The 20,098-nt window shown below is 62.7% G+C and carries 19 protein-coding genes; 12 read left to right on the top strand and 7 right to left on the bottom strand.

Annotated elements, in window-relative coordinates; genetic code table 11:
* Positions 1-16 precede the first annotated feature (16 nt).
* Positions 17-1,063, bottom strand: coding sequence for a tRNA epoxyqueuosine(34) reductase QueG (gene queG, locus AC22G6_RS15345; protein ID WP_487367474.1), 1,047 nt, complete (start codon positions 1,061-1,063; stop codon positions 17-19).
* A gap of 36 nt (positions 1,064-1,099) precedes the next feature.
* Here queG and tsaE point away from each other — a divergent pair, with 36 nt between their 5' ends.
* From tsaE to ispH, 7 genes are read left to right on the top strand one after another with little or no spacing between them, the layout of a single operon-like run.
* A complete protein-coding gene (tsaE, locus tag AC22G6_RS15340) occupies positions 1,100-1,627 on the top strand; it encodes a tRNA (adenosine(37)-N6)-threonylcarbamoyltransferase complex ATPase subunit type 1 TsaE (protein WP_487367473.1) in 528 nt (175 codons plus the stop codon).
* A complete protein-coding gene (locus tag AC22G6_RS15335) occupies positions 1,570-2,916 on the top strand; it encodes an N-acetylmuramoyl-L-alanine amidase (protein ID WP_487367472.1) in 1,347 nt (448 codons plus the stop codon). Before tsaE ends, AC22G6_RS15335 begins: the two co-directional genes overlap by 58 nt.
* A 47-nt stretch (positions 2,917-2,963) precedes the next feature.
* Positions 2,964-3,908, top strand: a complete 945-nt coding sequence (locus AC22G6_RS15330; protein ID WP_487367471.1) for a bifunctional riboflavin kinase/FAD synthetase — start codon at positions 2,964-2,966, stop codon at positions 3,906-3,908.
* 21 nt (positions 3,909-3,929) lie between these two features.
* Positions 3,930-6,734, top strand: a complete 2,805-nt coding sequence (ileS, locus tag AC22G6_RS15325; RefSeq protein WP_487367470.1) for an isoleucine--tRNA ligase — start codon at positions 3,930-3,932, stop codon at positions 6,732-6,734.
* Entirely contained in the window at positions 6,727-7,257 is a 531-nt protein-coding gene (lspA, locus tag AC22G6_RS15320) for a signal peptidase II (RefSeq protein ID WP_487367469.1), read from the top strand. The genes ileS and lspA overlap by 8 nt, the downstream gene beginning before the upstream one ends.
* Positions 7,254-7,682 carry an FKBP-type peptidyl-prolyl cis-trans isomerase gene (locus AC22G6_RS15315; RefSeq protein ID WP_108948839.1) on the top strand — a complete coding sequence of 143 codons (429 nt, stop codon included), beginning with the start codon at positions 7,254-7,256 and terminating at the stop codon, positions 7,680-7,682. Before lspA ends, AC22G6_RS15315 begins: the two co-directional genes overlap by 4 nt.
* Before the next feature lie 27 nt (positions 7,683-7,709).
* Positions 7,710-8,648, top strand: a complete 939-nt coding sequence (gene ispH, locus AC22G6_RS15310) for a 4-hydroxy-3-methylbut-2-enyl diphosphate reductase (RefSeq protein ID WP_108948840.1) — start codon at positions 7,710-7,712, stop codon at positions 8,646-8,648.
* A 101-nt stretch (positions 8,649-8,749) separates the two neighbouring features.
* Here ispH and AC22G6_RS15305 read toward each other — a convergent pair whose 3' ends face one another.
* Entirely contained in the window at positions 8,750-9,850 is a 1,101-nt protein-coding gene (locus AC22G6_RS15305) for an aromatic ring-hydroxylating oxygenase subunit alpha (RefSeq protein WP_487367468.1), read from the bottom strand.
* Positions 9,851-9,976: 126 nt separating this feature from the next.
* Between AC22G6_RS15305 and AC22G6_RS15300 the strand changes: the two genes are divergently transcribed.
* The 5 genes from AC22G6_RS15300 (at position 9,977) to AC22G6_RS15280 (ending at position 14,912) form a co-directional block, all read left to right on the top strand.
* Entirely contained in the window at positions 9,977-10,219 is a 243-nt protein-coding gene (locus tag AC22G6_RS15300) for an exodeoxyribonuclease VII small subunit (RefSeq protein ID WP_108948842.1), read from the top strand.
* Positions 10,216-11,112, top strand: coding sequence for a polyprenyl synthetase family protein (locus tag AC22G6_RS15295; protein WP_487367467.1), 897 nt, complete (start codon positions 10,216-10,218; stop codon positions 11,110-11,112). Before AC22G6_RS15300 ends, AC22G6_RS15295 begins: the two co-directional genes overlap by 4 nt.
* Before the next feature lie 28 nt (positions 11,113-11,140).
* Entirely contained in the window at positions 11,141-13,003 is a 1,863-nt protein-coding gene (gene dxs / locus AC22G6_RS15290) for a 1-deoxy-D-xylulose-5-phosphate synthase (protein ID WP_487367466.1), read from the top strand.
* Positions 13,004-13,074: 71 nt separating this feature from the next.
* Complete coding sequence (folE2, locus tag AC22G6_RS15285; protein ID WP_487367465.1) at positions 13,075-13,884, top strand: GTP cyclohydrolase FolE2; 810 nt, start codon at positions 13,075-13,077, stop codon at positions 13,882-13,884.
* A gap of 5 nt (positions 13,885-13,889) precedes the next feature.
* Positions 13,890-14,912 carry an LLM class flavin-dependent oxidoreductase gene (locus AC22G6_RS15280; protein ID WP_487367464.1) on the top strand — a complete coding sequence of 341 codons (1,023 nt, stop codon included), beginning with the start codon at positions 13,890-13,892 and terminating at the stop codon, positions 14,910-14,912.
* A 40-nt stretch (positions 14,913-14,952) separates the two neighbouring features.
* Here AC22G6_RS15280 and AC22G6_RS15275 read toward each other — a convergent pair whose 3' ends face one another.
* From AC22G6_RS15275 to AC22G6_RS15255, 5 genes are all read right to left on the bottom strand, one after another.
* The gene (locus AC22G6_RS15275) at positions 14,953-15,843 is read right to left on the bottom strand and encodes a DUF3014 domain-containing protein (RefSeq protein ID WP_487367463.1); all 891 of its coding nucleotides are present in this window, start codon (positions 15,841-15,843) and stop codon (positions 14,953-14,955) included.
* 135 nt (positions 15,844-15,978) lie between these two features.
* Complete coding sequence (locus AC22G6_RS15270; RefSeq protein WP_487367462.1) at positions 15,979-16,935, bottom strand: alpha-ketoacid dehydrogenase subunit beta; 957 nt, start codon at positions 16,933-16,935, stop codon at positions 15,979-15,981.
* A 13-nt stretch (positions 16,936-16,948) separates the two neighbouring features.
* Complete coding sequence (locus tag AC22G6_RS15265) at positions 16,949-17,908, bottom strand: thiamine pyrophosphate-dependent dehydrogenase E1 component subunit alpha (protein ID WP_487367461.1); 960 nt, start codon at positions 17,906-17,908, stop codon at positions 16,949-16,951.
* Between the two features lie 147 nt (positions 17,909-18,055).
* Positions 18,056-19,387 carry a GAF domain-containing protein gene (locus AC22G6_RS15260; protein WP_487367460.1) on the bottom strand — a complete coding sequence of 444 codons (1,332 nt, stop codon included), beginning with the start codon at positions 19,385-19,387 and terminating at the stop codon, positions 18,056-18,058.
* Positions 19,387-19,884: a hypothetical protein gene (locus AC22G6_RS15255; protein ID WP_487367459.1), complete on the bottom strand. Its 498-nt coding sequence runs from the start codon at positions 19,882-19,884 to the stop codon at positions 19,387-19,389. Before AC22G6_RS15255 ends, AC22G6_RS15260 begins: the two co-directional genes overlap by 1 nt.
* Between the last annotated feature and the right edge of the window lie 214 nt (positions 19,885-20,098).

The raw sequence follows: 20,098 nt of genomic DNA, 5'->3' as shown, positions 1-20,098 counted from the left end.
CGAAAAGAAGCCCAATTCACGCCTCGACGCCCTTCTGATGACGCATCAGCGCCCAGGCGACATGCTCGCGCACAATCTCCGAAGGATGGTCGGCCCTCGCCTTGAGCGCAGCCACGACTTCGGGGGTACCAGGGCCGTTACCAAGTGCCACCGCAATATTGCGCAACCACCGTTCGTGACCGATGCGGTGAATCGGACTTCCTGCGGTCAGGCGCCCGAATGCTTCTTCGGTCCACCCGAAGAGCTCTACGAGCGATGCACTGTCGAGACCGTTCCGCACCTCGAAGTCAGTTTCCACAGCCCGCCTGGCGAACCGGTTCCAGGGGCAGACGAGCTGACAGTCGTCACATCCATATATGCGATTGCCGATGAGCGGACGAAACGCCTCAGGGATGGAGCCGTGCAACTCGATCGTCAGATAGGAGATGCAGCGTCGCGCATCAAGCCGGAAAGGCGCAACGATTGCCCCGGTAGGGCAGGCATCGATACAGGCGACGCAAGTCCCGCAGTGCGCACTCACCGGCTCATCCACTGGCAAGGGCAGGTCAGTGAAGATCTCACCAAGAAAGAAGAACGACCCGAGCGACCTGTCTATTAATAAGGTGTGCTTGCCTCGCCACCCGAGACCACTCTTCGCACCCAACTCCACTTCGAGCACTGGCGCTGAATCAACAAATACCCGGTAGGCGGACGGAGAGGCACTAACGATCCTGTCAGCGAGCTTCTGCAGGCGCGACCGCATCACCTTGTGATAGTCCCGGCCCAAGGCATAGCGCGAAACATAGGCAAGCGTCGGATCACTCAGAACCGCCTCTGCCGGTCTGGCATCCGGCCAGTAATCCATACGCACCGAGATGACACGCAGCGTTCCCGGCAGAAGCTCTGCCGGGCGCGCCCGCTTCAGCCCGTGGCGCGCCATATAATGCATCTCGCCATGAAATCCGGCTTCGAGCCAGCGCTCCAGCCCAGGCTCAGCCGATTCGAGACCGGTATCCGCCACGGTGATGGCACCAAACCCGAGCTCGCGCGCCCACAACCGGACATGTTCAGCCAACGCCGCCATGTCCTCGGAAGACCCCTGGATAGTCGAGGAAGACTCATGCTCAATCTTGTTCACCCTGCGGATGATAGCTACACCGTGCTCACGACGCACCTCGACAATGAGGACGACACACTTGAACTTGGCGGTTTACTCGCCGCAGCCCTGACACCCGGACTGAAGATCTGGCTGAACGGAAACCTTGGCAGCGGAAAGACGACACTCACCCGCGGACTGCTTCGTAAACTCGGTCACACTGGAAAAGTCAAGAGCCCGACGTATACTCTCATTGAACCTTATGTAGTTTCTAGATTAGACTTATATCACTTTGATTTTTATCGACTGAACTCACCTGAAGAGTACCTTGATGCAGGACTGGACGAGTACTTCAACGGACCGGGCGTGTGCATTGTCGAGTGGCCTGAACAGGCTGCTCCCTATCTCGCCACGCCAGACCTCGTTGTCCTCATCGAGCCAGAAGGTGAAGGACGACGAGCCACCCTCCGGGGTCTCACCGAAGCGGGGCAAACATGCATAAGCCAACTAGCCAATTGTCAGAAGAAACAATCCCCACCCCCCGGAAAATGAACCGACGAACCCTGCTCAAGTTCGCAGGCGCCTCGCTTGCGCTTGTGGTAAGTCCGGTCGGCATGGCTGCAGGCAGCCTGCTTGCGGTCAGAGTCTGGCCCGCCGAGGAATACACCCGAATCACGCTCGAAGGCAGCAACGAGCTTCGCTTCACCCACCTGATGGTGAAGGATCCCGAGCGACTGGTCGTTGACCTCGACGGCATTGAGCTCAACAGTGTTCTGCAAACACTCCCTGGCAAGGTGCTCGACTCGGACCCCTACATTCGCAACATCCGGGCAGGTCAGAACCGCCCCGGCGTGGTCCGTGTGGTGGTCGAACTCAAGGCCGAGGTCAATCCGCAAGTCTTTACGCTCGCGCCGGTCAGCAACTACGGACATCGTCTGGTGCTGGATCTCTATCCAACCGTCGAAATGGATCCGCTGCTGGCGCTCATCGAAAAGTCATCCCCGATCGACGCGGCCGCCGGCGAATCCGGCATCACTGATGCAAAGGCGCACGGCAGTCCAGAGATCGCCCAGCGCGACAACGCGCCCTCGCATCGGGAGCGCAAGCCCGAGCCTCGTGTAAACCGCCTGTTCACCGTCGTGCTCGACGCTGGGCACGGCGGAGAGGATCCTGGCGCGGTTGGCCGCGGCGGGAGTTACGAGAAGAACGTCACGCTCGACATCGCCAAGCGCCTGCGCAAGAAGATTGACGCGATGCCGAACATGCGCGCCGTACTGACCCGCGACGGCGACTACTTCGTGCCGCTCGGTCAGCGCGTCACCCGTGCGCGAAGGGTTCAGGCGGACCTGTTCGTCTCAGTCCACGCCGACGCCTTCGTGCGCCCGGAAGCCCGGGGCAGCTCGGTATTCGTGCTGTCCGAAAGAGGGGCATCGAGCTCGGCTGCACGATGGCTGGCGCAGAAAGAGAACGATGCGGACCTCATCGGTGGCGTCAATCTGGCAAAGCAGGACGGCCACCTTGCGCGAACCCTGCTTGACCTGTCTCAGGCCGCGACGATCAACGACAGTCTCAAACTTGGCAAGGCAGTGCTGGCCGAACTCGGCGACATCAACACCCTGCACAAGGCTCACGTGGAACAAGCGGGCTTCGCCGTGCTGAAAGCACCCGACATCCCGTCAATCCTCGTTGAAACAGCGTTCATCAGCAACCCGGAGGAAGAGCGCCGCCTCAATGACGACGCCTATCAGGACAAGATGGCCGAGGCGATCATGCGCGGAATCCGACGCTATTTTGACGACAACCCGCCCGCGCCGCGCACCCGCGTTGCACAGCTGGGCTGATTTGCCCCCTCCTTTGCCGGTATAATCGCGGATTTTTTCAGGCGGTTATGCAGGTTTTTCGCGGGTTCCCCGAACAGGCAAAGGAAGCCTGCGTGCTGACCATAGGCAATTTCGACGGTCTGCATCGCGGGCATCAGGCGCTACTCAAGCAGCTCACCGACAAGGCTGGCGCATTGGGTGTGCCTGCGGTCGTGCTCACGTTCGAGCCGCATCCGCGTGAGTACTTCGCCCCGGACAAAGCCCCTGCACGACTTGCTTCGCTGAGAGAGAAACTGCAGCTGCTGGCCACCAGCGGCGTCGACCGCGCGCATGTCTGCCGCTTCGACGCGCGATTTGCCGCGCAGACCGCAAGCAGCTTCATTGAAGACGTGCTGGTCAAGGGGCTGGCAGTACGCCATCTCTTCATTGGTGACGATTTTCGATTTGGTGCGGGACGCACGGGGGATTTCGCGATGCTCCAGGCAGCGGGCCGTGACTTCGGCTTTGGCGTCGAGTCGATGCCGACGCTCGCCGTCGCCGGCGAACGCGCCTCGAGTTCAGCAGTACGCTCGGCGCTTGCGGGCGGCGACCTCGAACACGCCGCGCAGTTGCTCGGACGCCCCTACAGCATCGCTGGTCGCGTGGTCCATGGTGACAAGATTGGACGCCAGCTCGGTTTCCCCACATTGAACATTCAGCTCAAGCACCGCCGACCCCCGCTTTCGGGTGTTTTTGCGGTTTCCGTCGAAGGGCTGGAGGGCGGCCGGCTTGCGGGTGTCGCCAACGTGGGCGTCAGGCCAACAGCCACCGATGCCGGGCGCGCCCGTCTTGAAGTCCACCTGCTGAACTGGAGCGGCGACTGTTACGGCGCTCATCCGCGCATTCACTTCCTGCTCAAGATTCGCGACGAGATGAAATTCGCCTCGCTCGACGAACTGAAAACGCAAATCGCCCGCGATGCCGATACTGCACGCGACTGGTTCGCCCTCAATCCGAATTGCCTTCTAGGCTGAACAGAGACAGACGCACACGCCATGGCCGACTACCGCAAGACGCTCAACCTTCCCGATACCTCCTTCCCGATGCGCGGCGATCTGCCAAAGCGCGAGCCGAAGTGGATTGCCGAATGGCAGCAGAAGAAGCTCTACCAGCGCATTCGCGAAGCCAGCGCAGGACGGCCCAAGTTCGTGCTCCACGACGGCCCTCCGTACGCGAACGGCAATCTCCACCTCGGCCACGCCTTGAACAAGATTCTCAAGGACATCATCGTGCGCTCGAAGACCATGGCCGGTTTCGACGCCCCGTATGTTCCCGGCTGGGACTGCCACGGCCTGCCCATCGAGCACAAGGTGGAAGTCACCCACGGCAAGAACCTGCCTGCGGACAAGGTGCGGGAACTGTGCCGCGCCTATGCGGCTGAGCAGGTCGAGATCCAGAAGCAGGAGTTCATTCGCCTCGGCGTGCTGGGTGAATGGGACAACCCCTACCTGACAATGAACTTCGCCAACGAGGCGAACGAGATCCGTGCGCTGGCCGAAATGACCAAGGCCGGTTACGTGTTCAAGGGCCTGAAGCCGGTGAACTGGTGCTTCGACTGCGGCTCTGCGCTGGCCGAGGCCGAAGTCGAGTACGCGGACAAGCAATCCCCGACGATCGATGTCGCATTCGCCGTGACGGATGCTGATGCACCGAAACTCGCCGCTGCATTCGGCCTCGACACGCTTGCGAAGCCTGCGGCCGCCGTCATCTGGACCACCACACCATGGACGATTCCCGCCAACCAGGCACTGAACGCACATCCCGAGTTCGACTATGCACTGGTCGACACCGGCGAGCGGCTGCTGATCGTGGCCGAGGAACTCGTGGCTGCCTGCCTTGAGCGCTACCAGGCCGAAGGCAGGATCCTGGCGACCACCAAGGGCGCAGCCCTCGAGCGTATCGAGTTCCGCCACCCGCTCTACGACCGTGTCTCACCGGTCTATCTTGCCGAGTACGTCGGCCTCGACGCCGGCACCGGCATCGTGCACTCGGCGCCTGCGCATGGCGTGGATGACTTCAACTCCTGGGGCGCCTACGGCCGCAGCAATGACGAGATCCTGTCTATCGTCATGGGCCACGGCGAGTACGTACCCGACCTGCCCTTCTTTGGCGGGATGAACATCTGGAAGGCCAACCCGGCCATCGTCGACAAACTGCGCGAAGTGGGTGCGCTGGTCTCGGACAGCAGGATCAGCCACAGCTACATGCACTGCTGGCGTCACAAGACGCCGCTGGTCTACCGCGCCACGGCACAGTGGTTCGTGGGCATGGACCGCAAGGCTGCAGATCAGACCACGCTGCGCGAGCGCGCGCTGCGCGGGGTTGAATCCACCAAGTTCTTCCCCGCATGGGGACAGTCGCGTCTGCATGCAATGATCGCCAACCGCCCGGACTGGTGCATCTCGCGCCAGCGCAACTGGGGCGTCCCGATCCCGTTTTTCCTGCACAAGGAAAGCGGCGAGCTGCATCCGCGTACCGTCGAACTGATGGAAGAAGTCGCAAAGCGCGTCGAGAAGGAAGGCATTGAAGCCTGGTTCAAGCTCGACGCAGCGGAGCTCCTTGGGGCTGAGGCTGCGCACTACGACAAGATCAGCGACACCCTGGACGTCTGGTTCGACTCCGGCACCACGCACTGGCATGTGTTGCGCGGCTCGCACAACGACGGTCATGCCGAAGGCCCGCGTGCAGACCTGTACCTCGAAGGCTCCGACCAGCACCGCGGCTGGTTCCATTCCTCACTGCTGACCGGTTGCGCCATCGATGGCCACCCGCCCTACAAGGCGCTGCTGACGCACGGCTTCACGGTGGACCAGCAGGGCCGGAAGATGAGCAAGTCGCTCGGAAACACCATCCTGCCGCAGGAAGTGTCGGACAAGATGGGCGCCGAGATCCTGCGTCTTTGGGTGGCCAGCACCGATTACTCGGGCGAACTTGCGATGTCCAAGGAAATCCTCGCCCGTGTGGTCGAAGGATACCGGCGCATCCGCAACACGCTGCGCTTCCTGATGGCCAACACGGCGGATTTCTCCATCGACACGGACGCCGTGCCCATCGATCAGTGGATGGAGATCGACCGCTATGCGCTGGCCTTCACCCGCCAAATGGCCGTCCAGGCAGAGGCCGACTTCGGCAGGTTCGAGTTTCACAAGATCGTCCAGGGCTTGCAGATCTTCTGCTCGGAAGAGCTGGGCGCCTTCTATCTCGACATCCTCAAGGACCGCCTGTACACGACCAAGGCTGACAGTCTTCCGCGTCGCGCCGCACAGACGGCGCTGTGGCACATCACCCAGACGCTGATCAAGCTGATGGCACCGATTCTCACCTTCACCGCAGAAGAAGCGTGGGCCGTCCTCAATCCGGGCAAGGACGACAGCGTGATGCTTCACACCTACCATGCCCTGCCGACACAGGAAGGCGAGGCCGGACTCATCGCACGCTGGGAGAGCATCCGCAGCGTGCGTGCCGACGCACTGAAGGTGATCGAAGCCCTGCGCGCTGAAGGCAAGGTGGGCGCATCGCTGCAGGCCGAACTCGAACTGCATCTGACGGACGAAAAGTTCGTCGCCATGCAGAGCCTGGAAGACGATCTGCGCTTTGTCACCATGACTTCGCGTGCGTCGCTGGTCAAAGTGGCCAGCGCCGAGGGAGAGCGCATTGTTGCCACGCCGAGCGAACAGCAGAAGTGCGAACGCTGCTGGCACTACACGGACGATGTCGGACATGACCACGATCATCCGACGCTGTGCGGCCGTTGCGTGAGCAACCTGTTCGGAAGCGGAGAAGCGCGCTCGCATGCCTGATCCGAAGCAAGCCGCCCGGCCGGCCCTCACGGCGATGTTGCCATGGCTCACATTGGCCATGCTCATCGCGGTGCTCGACCAGGTCACCAAGCAGATCGTACTGAGCATGATGGAGTACGGTGCGCGCATTCCGGTGACCGGGTTTTTCGATCTGGTGCTGGTGTTCAATCGCGGCGCAGCGTTCAGCTTTCTGGCCGAGCATTCCGGCTGGCAACGCTGGTTCTTTACCGGACTGGCCGTCATCATCTGCGGCTGGCTGACCGTACTCCTTCATCAGCACCGGAATGAACGTCTGCTGCCGAGCGCGTTCGCACTCATCATTGGCGGAGCGATCGGCAATGTGGTCGATCGCCTGATGCATGGCGCCGTCGTAGACTTTCTGTACTTCCACGCCGGTCGTTTCGGCTGGCCGGCGTTCAATCTCGCCGACTCGGCCATCTTCGTCGGCGTCGCCCTGATGCTGTGGGCGCAGTTCCGCAGCAGCAAACAACACACCCACTCAAAACCGGAGCGTTCCTCGTGAGCCAGACCGTTGCCGACAACAGCCTTGTCACCCTTCACTACCGCATCACGCTGACCAATGGCCAACCGCTGATCAGCACCTTCGAGGCCACCCCCGCCACCCTGCAACTCGGCGCGGGCGAGATGCTGCCGGCAATGGAGAAGCTGATCGTGGGGCTCGAAGTGGGCAGCAACCATGTCTTCGAACTCGAACCCGAGAACGCATTCGGCCCCCACCGCGAGGAACTGGTGGAGCGGGTAAAGCGCGAACACATGCCTGCGGAAGAGATCGAAGCCATGAGTATCATGGAGTTCAGCGCGCCCGACGGTTCGCGCTACTCGGGACTGGTGCGCGAAATCGATGCAGAATCGGCGCTGATCGACTTCAACCACCCGCTCGCGGGAAAGAACATCCGCTTCGAAGTGAAGATCATCGGCACCTCGTGATGCCGGGCTCAGCCACAGAGAGAACAAATGAACGATAAGGAAATCATGCTCGCCACCCCACGCGGCTTCTGTGCCGGGGTGGAGCGCGCCATCGAGATCGTCGAGCGGGCGCTGCAGCGGTTCGGCGCACCGATTTATGTTCGCCACGAAGTGGTGCATAACAAGTTCGTCGTTGATGACTTGCGCAACAAGGGCGCAATCTTCATCGAGGAACTGGAAGAAGTCCCTTCGGGCAACACCGTCATCTTCAGCGCGCACGGCGTGTCGCAAGCAGTGCGTGACGAAGCCGAGCAGCGTGGCCTGCGTGTGTTCGACGCCACCTGCCCGCTGGTCACCAAGGTGCATATTGAAGTGGCCCGCATGCGCGAACAGGGCCGGGAACTGGTCATGATCGGCCACAAGGGGCACCCGGAAGTCGAAGGCACAATGGGTCAGGTCAGGGACGGCATCCATCTCGTCGAGACCGCCAATGACGTCGCCGGCCTCACCGTTGCCGACCCCGACAAGCTCGCCTATGTCACCCAGACCACGCTTTCGGTGGACGATGCGGCAGCGATCGTTGCTGCGCTTCGCGAGCGCTTCCCGAACATCGTTGGCCCCAAAAAGGACGACATCTGCTACGCGACCCAGAACAGGCAGGACGCCGTGAAGTTCATGACGCCGTTTGCCGACGTCGTGTTCGTGGTGGGCTCGAAGAACAGTTCGAACTCCAACCGTCTGCGCGAAGTTGCCGAACTGCGCGGAGTGCCCGCCTACCTGGTGGACAACGCTGACGGTATCGACCCGGCCTGGCTGGACGGCAAGCGCCGCATCGGCGTCACCGCGGGCGCGTCTGCGCCGGAAGTCCTCGTGGAGGACGTCATCGTGCGACTCAAGTCACTGAGCGGCGGAGCGGTGCGCAACCTCGACGGCGTGCCCGAAAAAGTGACCTTCCCGCTCCCCAAGGAGTTGCAGGACACCCCGTAAGGCAGATGGTCGGGGATGCGAGCCCTGCCCCCATCCCCGACCAGACAGCGCCACGGAAGCCACCAGGCGCAGCGCGCCCGGACAGCTTCCACGGACACACATCAGATATGCGGCTCCATGATGCGGCGATAGAACTCATGGAAGTGCTGCATCCCGTCCTCGTAGGGTGACTGGTAAGGCCCCACCTCGCTGCGGCCCTCCTTCAGCAGGGCACGACGGCCGCGATCCATGCGCTCGCCGATCTCGTCATCCTCGATCGCGGTCTCCATGTAGGCGGCCTGCTCGGCCTCGACGAACTCGCGCTCGAACTCGACGATATCTTCCGGATAGTAGAACTCGACCACATTCGTGGTCTTGTCGACATCGACCGGAATCAGCGTGCTGACAACCAGCACGTGCGGATACCACTCCACCATCACGTTCGGATAGTAGGTCAGCCAGATCGCGCCATGCGCCGGCTTCTTCTCGCCGTAGTAATCCTGCACGGCCTTGTGCCACCTGCCGTAGGTCGCCGACCCCGGCTTGGCAAGCGAAGTGATGCCGACGCGCTGCACCGAATACCAGTCACCGAACTGCCAGGAGAGATCATCGCAGGTGACAAACTTGCCCAGCCCCGGATGAAAGGGTGCAACGTGGTAATCCTCGAGGTAGACCTCAATGAAGGTCTTCCAGTTGTAGTTGCACTCGTGAATCTCGACACGATCCAGTTTGTAGCCTGTGAAATCGAGTTCGCGCGCCACCTGCATGCCGGCAAGGTCGGCATTGGCCGAGCGTGGCCCCTTGAACAGCAGCCCCTGCCAGTCCTCAAGCACGTCGCGCCGGAGATTGAGACAGGGATTATCCGCAAAATGAGGCGCGCCCAGCAGTGTGCCCTGCTGGTCGTAGGTCCAGCGATGAATCGGGCATACGATGTGCTCGGTCGAGCCCGACCCTTCGAGCATGATCGCCTGCCGGTGCCTGCAGACGTTGGACATCTGATGGATGCCCGCATCGGTGCGAAACAGCAGCTTGGAATGATCAAGCCATTCAAGCGAACGATAGTTGCCGACTTCCGGTACCATTAGCGCATGGCCAACGTACCCCGGCCCGGCATCGAAGAGGAGTTTCTTCTCCATCTCGAAAACCTTCTCGTCGAAGTACCATGAAACCGGCAGCTGCGATGCTGCTGGTGCCAATTGCGACTTGGCCGCGATATCGGACATTACCGAACCCCCTAATCTGGACCAGAATCCGGACAAATAAACGTAATATCTTAAGCGAAGCCCCGTTTGACCGCCAGACGCCCGATCGGTTATTTTCCCGTCTTTACCCGCGCCACGTCCTGATCCATGCCAAAGTCGGCGTCAGCTCCAAAATCCTTCGAAGCCGCAGTCTCCGAACTCGAGACCATCGTCCAGCAAATGGAATCCGGCACCCTGACGCTCGAGGATGCCCTCGACCGCTATCAGCGCGGCGCCAGCCTGCTCAAGTATTGCCAGGAAACCCTGAGCAATGCCGAGCAGCGCATCCGGGTACTCGAAGGTGATTCACTGGTCGACTTCAATCCGGACCCGACGCGGAGCGATACATGAGCCAGAACGACTTTGCCGACTGGATGCGTCAGGTTCAGGCGCGCACGGAAACCGCGCTGGCGGACGTCCTGCCCGACCCCAGCCTCGCCCCTGCCCGCCTCCACGAAGCAATGCGCTACGCGGTGCTCGGTGGTGGCAAGCGGGTTCGCCCGCTGCTCGTTCATGCTGCCGGGCAGCTCGTCGGCGCACCGTCGGCGCACCTCGACCATGCAGCCTGCGCGGTCGAACTGATCCACGCCTACTCGCTGGTGCATGACGACATGCCGTGCATGGATGACGACATCCTGCGTCGCGGCAAACCGACCGTGCATGTCGAATATGACGAAGCGACCGCACTGCTGGTTGGCGATGCATTGCAAACCCTCGCGTTCCAGGTGCTCGCAGACAACCCGGTCAGTGCCACGCCTGCGGGCCAAATCGCAATGATCCGCCAGCTGGCCACTGCCTCGGGCTCGCGTGGCATGGCAGGCGGTCAGGCCATCGACCTCGCTGCAGTAGGCAAACAGTTGTCGCGCGAAGAGCTCGAGTTCATGCATGTCCACAAGACCGGCGCCCTCATTCGCGCGTCGGTGCTGCTCGGCGCGCAGGCCGGCACGCCCCCCGACGAGGCGGACCTCCAGCGCCTGGACCGTTACGCCAAGCTGATCGGCCTGCTGTTCCAGGTGGTCGATGACATCCTCGATGCCGAGGCCGACACGGCCACGCTTGGCAAGACCGCGGGCAAGGATGCCGACAATGACAAACCGACCTATGTCAGCCTGATCGGGCTCGATGAAGCCAAGCGCCTGTCGCGGGAGATGCTCGCCGAAGCGCATGAGGCACTGGCACCGCTCGGCGAGCGCGCCGCCCGCTTGCGTGCGCTCGCCGAATACATCGTGCATCGCCCATTCTGACTCCCACCTTCTTCTGCCGGCCCGACACATGTCTCCGTACAAAAATCTAGAACGCATCACCTCACCCGCCGACCTGCGCGCCTTCGAACGCCGCGAACTGGGTCTCGTCGCCGATGAGCTGCGTGCGTTCCTGATTGAGTCGGTATCCAAGACCGGCGGACATCTGTCATCGAACCTGGGCACGGTCGAACTGACAATTGCCCTGCACTACGTGTTCAACACCCCGGAAGATCGCATCGTCTGGGACGTCGGGCATCAAACCTACGGCCACAAGATCCTGACCGGGCGCCGTGAAGCGATGAGCAATCTGCGGCGCTGGGGTGGCATTTCCGGCTTTCCGCGCCGCTGCGAAAGCGAATACGACACCTTCGGCACTGCGCACTCCTCGACCTCCATCTCGGCCGCCCTCGGCATGGCCGCAGCGGCCCGCGACCGCGGCGAAGAGAGGCAGTCGATTGCGGTCATCGGTGACGGCGCAATGTCTGCAGGCATGGCCTTCGAGGCACTGAACAACGCCGGCGACATGGAAGGCGTCAACCTGCTGGTGATTCTGAACGACAACGAAATGTCGATCTCGCCACCCGTCGGTGCGCTCACCAAGATTCTTGCCCGTCTGATGTCCGGCTCAACCTACAACACCGCCCGCCGCGTCGGCGAGAAAGTGCTGGGAATGGCACCTTCCGTTGCTGAGCTGGCGCGTAAGGTCGAAGAGCACGTAAAAGGCATGATCACCCCGGGCACCCTGTTCGAGGAGTTCGGCTTTCATTACTACGGCCCGATCGACGGCCACGATCTCGACGCCCTTGTGCCCACGCTGCAGAACCTGCGCAAGCTCAAGGGCCCGCAGTTCCTGCATGTGATCACCCGCAAGGGACAGGGTTACAAGCTCGCCGAAGCCGACCCCATTCTTTACCACGGCGTCTCCAAGTTCGACCGCAACGCCGGCATCCAGAGCAGCAAGACCGGCGGCAAGCTCACCTATACCCAGGTATTCGGTGACTGGTTGTGCGACATGGCTGCGACCGACCCGCGTGTCGTCGGCATTACGCCGGCCATGCGCGAAGGCTCGGGCCTGGTGCGTTTCGAACAGGAGTTCCCCGACCGCTACTACGATGTCGGCATCGCCGAGCAGCACGCGCTCACCTTCGCCGCGGGCATGGCCTGCGAAGGTTATCGGCCGGTTGTGGCAATCTATTCAACCTTCCTGCAGCGCGCTTACGACCAGCTGGTGCATGACATTGCGCTGCAGAACCTGCCGGTGGTGCTGGCAGTCGATCGCGGCGGTCTGGTCGGTGCCGACGGCGCGACCCATCATGGCGCGTTCGACCTGTCCTTCCTGTCGTGCATCCCGAACATGGTGGTGATGGCGCCGGCCGATGAGAACGAATGCCGGCAGATGCTCTACACCGCAGTCTGTCACGACGGCCCCACCGCAGTGCGCTACCCGCGCGGCAGTGGCACCGGCGTTGCGCCGGAAACCGCGATGACCGCACTGCCCATCGGCAAGGCCGAGAAAAAACGGCAGGGCAAGCGCATCGCACTGCTCGCCTTCGGCAGCATGGTCAATACGGCCACTGCAGTGGGCGAAGTGCTCGATGCGACGGTTGTTAACATGCGCTTCATCAAGCCGCTCGACGACGCGCTGATTGTCGAACTTGCCGCGAGCCACGACCTGCTGGTGACGATCGAGGAGAACGCCGTCATCGGCGGCGCAGGCTCGGAGGTCGCACGTGTCGTTGAAACACTCGCCGAACGTCCGCGCATCCTGCGTCTCGGCCTGCCCGACAATTTCATCGACCATGGCGAGCAGGGACAACTTCTGGCCTCGATTGGCCTCGACAAGGACGGCATTCTCGCAAGTATTGCGAAAGCCTATCCAGGCAATAGTTGAGTAAGCTTGTCGGGATTGCTAGCATTCGCGCTCAGAAAGGGCGCAGATCCCGACCACAACAGAGAACACACATGAACACCCAGGCAGCACAGGCCATTCCCGACGTCCAGAGCAGCATCGATCGCCGCGAGATTGCGATCAACAAAGTCGGGATCAAGGCGATCCGTCACCCGATCAAGGTCAGCGACAAGTCGGGCGGCGTGCAGCACACCGTTGCCACTTTCAACATGTATGTCGGCTTGCCCCATAACTTCAAGGGCACCCACATGTCGCGCTTCGTTGAGATCCTCAACAGCAACGAGCGTGAGATTTCGGTCGAGTCCTTCGAGCCGATGTTGCGTGAAATGGTGACGCGCCTCGAGGCCGAAACCGGTCACGTCGAGATGAGCTTCCCCTACTTCATCAACAAGGCAGCACCGGTATCCGGCGTGCAGAGCCTGATGGATTACGAAGTCACCTTCATCGGCACCATCCACGAAGGCGGTCGCTACGCGTTCACCATGCGCATCATGGTGCCCGTCACCAGCCTGTGCCCGTGCTCGAAGAAGATCTCCGAATACGGCGCGCACAACCAGCGCTCGCATGTCACGGTCACCGCAACGCTGAACGACCATCTGTGGATCGAGGACGTCGTACAACTGGTTGAAGGCCAGGCCTCGTGCGAAGTCTATGGCCTGCTCAAGCGCCCCGACGAAAAGTACGTTACCGAGCGCGCCTACGAGAATCCGAAGTTCGTCGAAGACATGGTGCGCGACGTCGCCGGCCTGCTCAACCATGAGCCGCGCATCGACGCTTACGCGGTCGAATCGGAAAACTTCGAATCGATTCACAACCACTCGGCTTACGCACTCATCGAACGGGACAAGCGTCAGGCGGCCTGACTCATATGACTCTGCCCGCCGTCCCGTTGTCGGTGCTCGATCTTGCGCCGGTTCCACAGGGCAGCACGCCTGCCGACGCGCTGCGCAACACCACCGAGCTTGCACGTCACACCGAGCGCCTCGGTTTCAATCGCTACTGGCTTGCCGAACACCACAACATGACCGGCATCGCCAGTGCGGCGACGGCGGTGGTCATTGGTCACGTGGCCGCGGCAACCTCGAGCATTCGCGTCGGCGCTGGCGGGATCATGCTGCCGAACCACGCTCCGCTTGTCATTGCCGAGCAGTTCGGCACGCTTGAGTCGCTCTTTCCCGGGCGCATCGATCTCGGCCTCGGTCGCGCACCGGGCACCGACCAGCGCACCGCGCGCGCATTGCGGCGAAACCTCGCCAGCAGTGATGACAGCTTCCCGCAGGACGTCGCGGAACTCCAGTTCTACTTTGCTCCGCCACAAGCCAACCAGCCTGTGCGAGCCGTTCCGGGCGCAGGTCTCGATGTGCCGATCTGGCTGCTCGGCTCCAGCCTCTACAGTGCGGAGCTCGCAGCCCACCTCGGCCTGCCCTTCGCCTTCGCGTCGCACTTCGCGCCGCGCTTCCTGATGCAGGCAATCGACCTCTATCGCAGCCGCTTCAGACCATCCGCCGCGCTCGACAAACCCTATGTGATGGTCGGCGCCAATGCGATCGGCGCGGACGGCGACGACGAAGCGCAGTTTCTGCTGCGCTCGCTGCGCCTGCGCTTTGCGGGCATGGCCCGCGGCGTGCGTGGCACGCTTCCGCCCCCGGAGGACTTCAAGGAAAGCGACTGGACGGCAGCAGAGCTCGCCTTTGCCGACGAGTCGCTGTCGTGCGCGGCAGTCGGCACCACCTCAAGCATGGCCACGCAACTGTCTGCGCTCGCCGCGCAAACCGGTGCCGACGAAATGATCCTCACCGCGCAGATCTTCGATCACCAGGCGCGGCTGCATTCGTATGAGGTCCTTGCCCAGGCATGGGGTCTGGCGCCCCTGAGCGCATCGCAAAGCTGAATCGCTGCGTGGCACACGCCCCGCAGCGGGCTGAAGCCTGTCAGCGTGCTGGCGCACCCGCAGTGAGCCCCTGCCGCAATTCGCGCAGTTTTGCCTTGATTCGACGTGCGTTGTCGACGCCCATCCGCACCATGACCTTCTGCCCTGCGGACAAGGCTTCGAGTTCGGGGTCTTCGAAGCGGTAACGCACCTTGGGTTGAATCAGGCGAATCGGGCCTGCGACTTCGGGCGCCGCCAGCATGTGATCAATGACGACGACCAGGCGATCGTTGAAATAGGCAGACGGGTAGCCAAGCTCGTCATACGCGGCCTGAAACAAGGGATACAGCCGCCGGTACGCGGCAACGAGCATGCGCATGTCGGCCTGCTCGGCGAACAGCACGTACGGCAGATAACGTGCCTCGTTGTCGGCCGCAATACTCCGTGCGCCGTCCTGTTCGTTAACGATGAACCCGCCTTCGGCCTTGCGCACCGGGGAGCGAGACAAGGGCAGCCGCTCACCAGGCAGGTTATCCACCGTCACCACGATCCGCCGTACGAGATCCTTCACCACGACAAGCTCGCCCAGACCGCCGCCAAAGCTGCTGCCGAACTCCGCAGCCACACGGTCGTCACTGCCGGCGAGCTCGGGCGGTGGTGCGACTGCAGCCTCTGCCGGCGCCTCCACCACGGCGAGCTCGGGCACAATCGGGTAGCGAATGACCGGCTCGATCAGCCCTGACGACGCAGGCTCCGCCGGCTGCTGCACTTGCGGGACCGGTTCGGCCGGCTTGACTTGCTCGAGCGCTGGCCCGAACCCCAGATACGCAACACCCGCTCCGATCGCAAGCACCGCAACCAGCAATACACCCTTCAGCGTTCTTGAGCTCACCCGTCCCCCCGTCAGTCGTGTCCGACGCAGCGCAGCGTCACCCCGTTCGGGGCGAAGCACGCGCGCGTTCCCGTCATCCAAAACAGCCTCGGACGGAACGACGGATTCCATCGCCCCGCGCCGGCAACAGGAACAACAATACACGGACGGGGCGCGCGTGTCCGCCCCGCCGCAGGGCGGACACGTCCACCGCGTTCAGGCGAAGAAGCGCAGCGCGGTGTCGACCACTGCGCTCGCCTGCGGCACGAAAGCCTGTTCGAGCGGGAAACTTGCCGCTGCGGGTGCGTCCGGGCCAGCCACCCTCCGCACCGGCGCCTTGAGCTCAGCAAAAGCCTTGTCCGCGATGGTAGCGGCAATCTCGGCGCCGACACCGCAGCTCCGGCTCGCCTCATGCACGATGATGGCCCTTCCCGTCTTCCTGACCGAAGCGAGGATACTTGCCTCATCCAGCGGCTTGAGCGTGCGCAGATCGATGACTTCTGCCGACACCCCCTGCCCGGCAAGCGTTTGCGCCGCTTCTTCGCACACTGCGACCGTCTTCGCATAGGAGATCAGGGTGACATCCTGCCCCGCCCTGCGTACCGTCGCCTCGCCGATCGGTACCAGACATTCGCCGTCCGGCACGTCGCCGGCAACGAAGGCGAGACCGATATCGACAAAGAACAGCACCGGGTTGTCATCTCGAATCGCAGCCTTGAGCAGTCCCTTGAAATCCGCCACGCTGGAGGGCATGACCACCTTCACGCCCGGGCTATGCACAAACCAGGCTTCGATATTGTGGTTGTGCTGGGCACCGACACACCAGCCGGCGCCGGTCATCGTGATCGCCACCAGCGGAAAACTGAACTGTCCGCCGGACAGATAGCGCAGTTTTCCCGCACTGTTGACCAGCTCGTCCATCGCGTAACACAGGAAAGGCGCGAACAGCAGGTCGGCAACGGGACGCAGCCCGGTGGCCGCCGCACCCGCAGCCGTACCGGCGATGATGCCCTCGGCCAGCGGGGTGTTGCGCACCCGCTCGCGCCCGAAGGCCTCCAGCAGCGCATGTCGTTTCGTCGCCACGCCTTCGCCCATCAGCATCACGCGCGGGTCGCGTGCCATCTCCTCCGCCAGCGCCTGGTCGATCGCTTCCTGAACTGTAATCTGTGCCATTTTTCCTGGCTCCTCAGGCGTAGACATCGGTGACGAGTTCATCGATCGCGGGATAGGGCGAGTCCTTTGCATAGGCGACCGCCGCGTCGACACGGCTTTTCGCCGCCGTCCTCATCGTCGCGATGGCGTCGGCATCGAGCCGTCCGGACTCCCGCAGGCTGGCCTCGAAGCGCGACAGCGGGTCACGCGCCCACGCAGACGCCAGCTCCTGCGCATCGACGTACGCCTGATCATCGGGTTCGAAATGCCCCCGCAGGCGGTAGGTCCGGGCTTCGAGCAGAAAGGGCTTGCCGCTGCGGACCACGTCCAGCGCCTCAGTGGCTACTGCGCGCACCGCCTCGACGTCGTTCCCGTCCACCGTGACACTGTCGATGCCGAACGGCGCAGCCCAGCTCGCGATACGATCGGCCAGCATGGTCTCGCGCCGGCTGACAAAGGCCTGCCATTCGTTGTTCTCGCACACGAAGAGAATGGGCAAACCCCACACCGCGGCAAGATTTAGCGATTCATGGAACCGCCCTTCGCAGGCTGCGCCGTCGCCGAAGAAACACACGACGACACCCGCGCGATGCAGCATCTTCTGTGACAGCCCGACGCCACATGCCAGCCCGAGTTCGCCGCCCACGATGGTCGAGGTCAGAATCACCCCCAGCTCACGCGCCGAGATGTGCAGCGAACCACTCTTGCCCTTGCAATAGCCGTCCCTGCGCCCCATCACTTCCGCGAAAAGACGCCCGGGGTCTGCCCCGCGTGCCAGCAGATGCCCGGCGCTGCGGTGATTGGTGAGAATCAGGTCATCCCTGCCCAGCGCCGCAATCACACCCACCGCGCAGGCTTCCTGACCCACCGAGGTACAGGTGCCGGGCACCCCGGATTCGGCCTGCAAGGCCGCCGCCTGCTTTTCATAGGCACGGATCAGCTGCATCATCTGCAACAGTTCTTCCGGCCGCTCGCCATACAGTTTCACGCTCACGCCACACCTCCTGCTCCGCTTCGGTCTGTGAGTCCGGCGCCAGAAGCGGCCGGACGCGACAGACTCTAGCCGCAGGAACTTCCCTGCGGCACGGGCTTAGGAAACATTTAGCATGATGCGAATGAAATCTTAGACTTCGCCCCGCGCTCAGGCCTGGATCAGGCTCAGCGGACGCTGAACACGCAGACGGAAACGCCCGCGCCCCGTCTTTTCGATCTGCACGGGCGCCGCGCGTTCGACCAGCCGGCGTGCAAGCAGGATCAGCCGCGCCTCGAGATTGTCGCTGATCTCGGGCAGCCGGATTCTGGGGTCGAGCCGCAGTTCACGATTGGAAAACTCAGTCTGCCCCTTGTCAACGTAGTCGCGAACCAGCGCCAGAAAGATGGAACCGGCCACGCCCTTGATCAGGTAGTCCCCATCGAGAAAGACGCTGTCGTTCTCGGCGTAGTGACGCACGGTCACTGCCCGGCCCCGCGCCGGGGATGGCGAGGGCTCAGGCTCAACGGGGTCCTCGCCGGTCTCATGGCTGTGCTGGAGCACACGTATCGCCGCCCCCAGCTGCCCCGCCAGTGCAACCAGGGCGTCCTCGTCGTCATAGCCGAAGCGCAGCTCCTGCGCGCTCTCGACATACAGCATGCCAACGAGCATGTGACAGACCATGATCGGTACGGCCAGCTGGCTGCATGACGCGGGAAGTCCGGGCAGCGGGATCTCGGTTTCGATTCCCCTCACACCACTTTTCTCGAGGCCGCTGCGAATCGCCCGCCCATAGCTGTACTCGGCTGCAAAATGCCCGATCCTGATTGGCGTGCGTTCGCGGGCAGCAACGCCGATGATGCCGTCGCCGAGCGCGATTTCCGAGCCCACGCCCGAGCTCGGATACCCTCTGCTGGCAACCGTGTACAGGTGTCCGCCCCCTTCGTCCAGCATCAGCACCATCGCATGCTCGATGTCGAAGTGACGTGCAAGCCCCGCCAGCAGACGCGACAGCAAACCCTCCAGGTCGGCGGCACCGCAAAGCATCTCGGAGCACGCCCGCAAGGACGACAGCCTGTTGCGGTGAACCGGCGGCAGGACGACGACCTCGCCCGGCACCTTCTCGATATCGAGTACGCGATAGACGTCCGAACCCAGCAGGCGGAAAACGCCGCTCATGCCGGTATGCGAAGCGATACCGGCCAGCCTCACCTTCATGGTCTCGAACAGCGGCCCACTGTCCTCGGTGCGCAGGTACTGCAGGCTCAGCCGATAGTGAGCCGCAGTGTGGGGGTCGATCACCGACACCCGCGCATAGGGAGACGCCAGAATATTGCGCCGCGTGGTGTTGAAGAACTGGTAGGACAAGGCGACATGCTCGCTGTCCACGAACTGAACCTGCGAAAGATAGGCAACGTTCGGCGTGCCGTCCGGCGCGCAGGTGGCGATATTGCCCGGCACGACACCATCCAGGCAATCACGTATGCTTTCCAACCTCACCATCACCGTGCCCCTGCAAGCGGCTCGCCGGCATGCGGCCCAGGCGTCTGGGAAAACGCGGACGTCGGCCTAAATCGCACCATGACAAGCTCATCCACCGGACAGGCGAGCAGCGCGCGCACCATTTCTTCGGTATGACCATAGGGTGCCAGCACACCAACGAAGCCGTCGCGGTAGCGGTCGACCAGCGCTGCGTCGCCGGGCTCGAGGCGCAGGACCAGGGCATCGTCCCCCTTGAGCTGCAGGGTGCGGTGTGTGCTTGGCTCACTGAAAACGACCGCTAATGCGCCGCTACGTCGAACACCATCGAGCACGTCCGCCGCCGCCTTCACCCCGAAGATCACGTTCACGCTGTTGCAGTCCTCCGCGACACGGCAACCGAGCCCGCGCGCCAGGGCTGGGAAGCCCCCGGGGCGACAGGAAGCAGCATTGATCGACACCGCGCCGGAGATGAACTCCGCGTGCGCGCGATCGAGAATCGGCGGGCGTGAACTCGACATCGTGTTCAAATCATAGCCGCGTTTGCAGACACTTCCAGCTCCTGCATGGCCCTGCATCGCCCTTAATGCGCGCCTTGGAAAGCGGCTCGGACACGCACCTTCCGCCAGCTGCGCAAGCCCCATTCCGCCCTGATCCCCGGGAACTCGAGCATGAAAAAAACGCCCCTGCCGGTTTCCCGGACAGGGGCGCTTCACTGCGCCGGCGAGTCTGCTC

This window comes from Parazoarcus sp. PS-13 R2A, from assembly GCF_057621855.1.
Note: the sequence above shows the minus strand (reverse complement) of the source record. Positions and strands in the feature narration are given on the sequence as shown.

Excerpts from the sequence above, each read along its gene's own strand:
- queG (WP_487367474.1), bottom strand. The coding sequence starts at position 1,063 with ATGGCGGCGTTGGCTGAACATGTCCGGTTGTGGGCGCGCGAGCTCGGG.
- tsaE (WP_487367473.1), top strand. The coding sequence starts at position 1,100 with ATGCTCAATCTTGTTCACCCTGCGGATGATAGCTACACCGTGCTCACG.
- AC22G6_RS15335 (WP_487367472.1), top strand. The coding sequence starts at position 1,570 with ATGCATAAGCCAACTAGCCAATTGTCAGAAGAAACAATCCCCACCCCC.
- AC22G6_RS15330 (WP_487367471.1), top strand. The coding sequence starts at position 2,964 with ATGCAGGTTTTTCGCGGGTTCCCCGAACAGGCAAAGGAAGCCTGCGTG.
- ileS (WP_487367470.1), top strand. The coding sequence starts at position 3,930 with ATGGCCGACTACCGCAAGACGCTCAACCTTCCCGATACCTCCTTCCCG.
- lspA (WP_487367469.1), top strand. The coding sequence starts at position 6,727 with ATGCCTGATCCGAAGCAAGCCGCCCGGCCGGCCCTCACGGCGATGTTG.
- ispH (WP_108948840.1), top strand. The coding sequence starts at position 7,710 with ATGAACGATAAGGAAATCATGCTCGCCACCCCACGCGGCTTCTGTGCC.
- AC22G6_RS15305 (WP_487367468.1), bottom strand. The coding sequence starts at position 9,850 with ATGTCCGATATCGCGGCCAAGTCGCAATTGGCACCAGCAGCATCGCAG.
- AC22G6_RS15300 (WP_108948842.1), top strand. The coding sequence starts at position 9,977 with ATGCCAAAGTCGGCGTCAGCTCCAAAATCCTTCGAAGCCGCAGTCTCC.
- AC22G6_RS15295 (WP_487367467.1), top strand. The coding sequence starts at position 10,216 with ATGAGCCAGAACGACTTTGCCGACTGGATGCGTCAGGTTCAGGCGCGC.
- dxs (WP_487367466.1), top strand. The coding sequence starts at position 11,141 with ATGTCTCCGTACAAAAATCTAGAACGCATCACCTCACCCGCCGACCTG.
- folE2 (WP_487367465.1), top strand. The coding sequence starts at position 13,075 with ATGAACACCCAGGCAGCACAGGCCATTCCCGACGTCCAGAGCAGCATC.
- AC22G6_RS15280 (WP_487367464.1), top strand. The coding sequence starts at position 13,890 with ATGACTCTGCCCGCCGTCCCGTTGTCGGTGCTCGATCTTGCGCCGGTT.
- AC22G6_RS15270 (WP_487367462.1), bottom strand. The coding sequence starts at position 16,935 with ATGGCACAGATTACAGTTCAGGAAGCGATCGACCAGGCGCTGGCGGAG.
- AC22G6_RS15260 (WP_487367460.1), bottom strand. The coding sequence starts at position 19,387 with ATGGTGAGGTTGGAAAGCATACGTGATTGCCTGGATGGTGTCGTGCCG.
- AC22G6_RS15255 (WP_487367459.1), bottom strand. The coding sequence starts at position 19,884 with ATGTCGAGTTCACGCCCGCCGATTCTCGATCGCGCGCACGCGGAGTTC.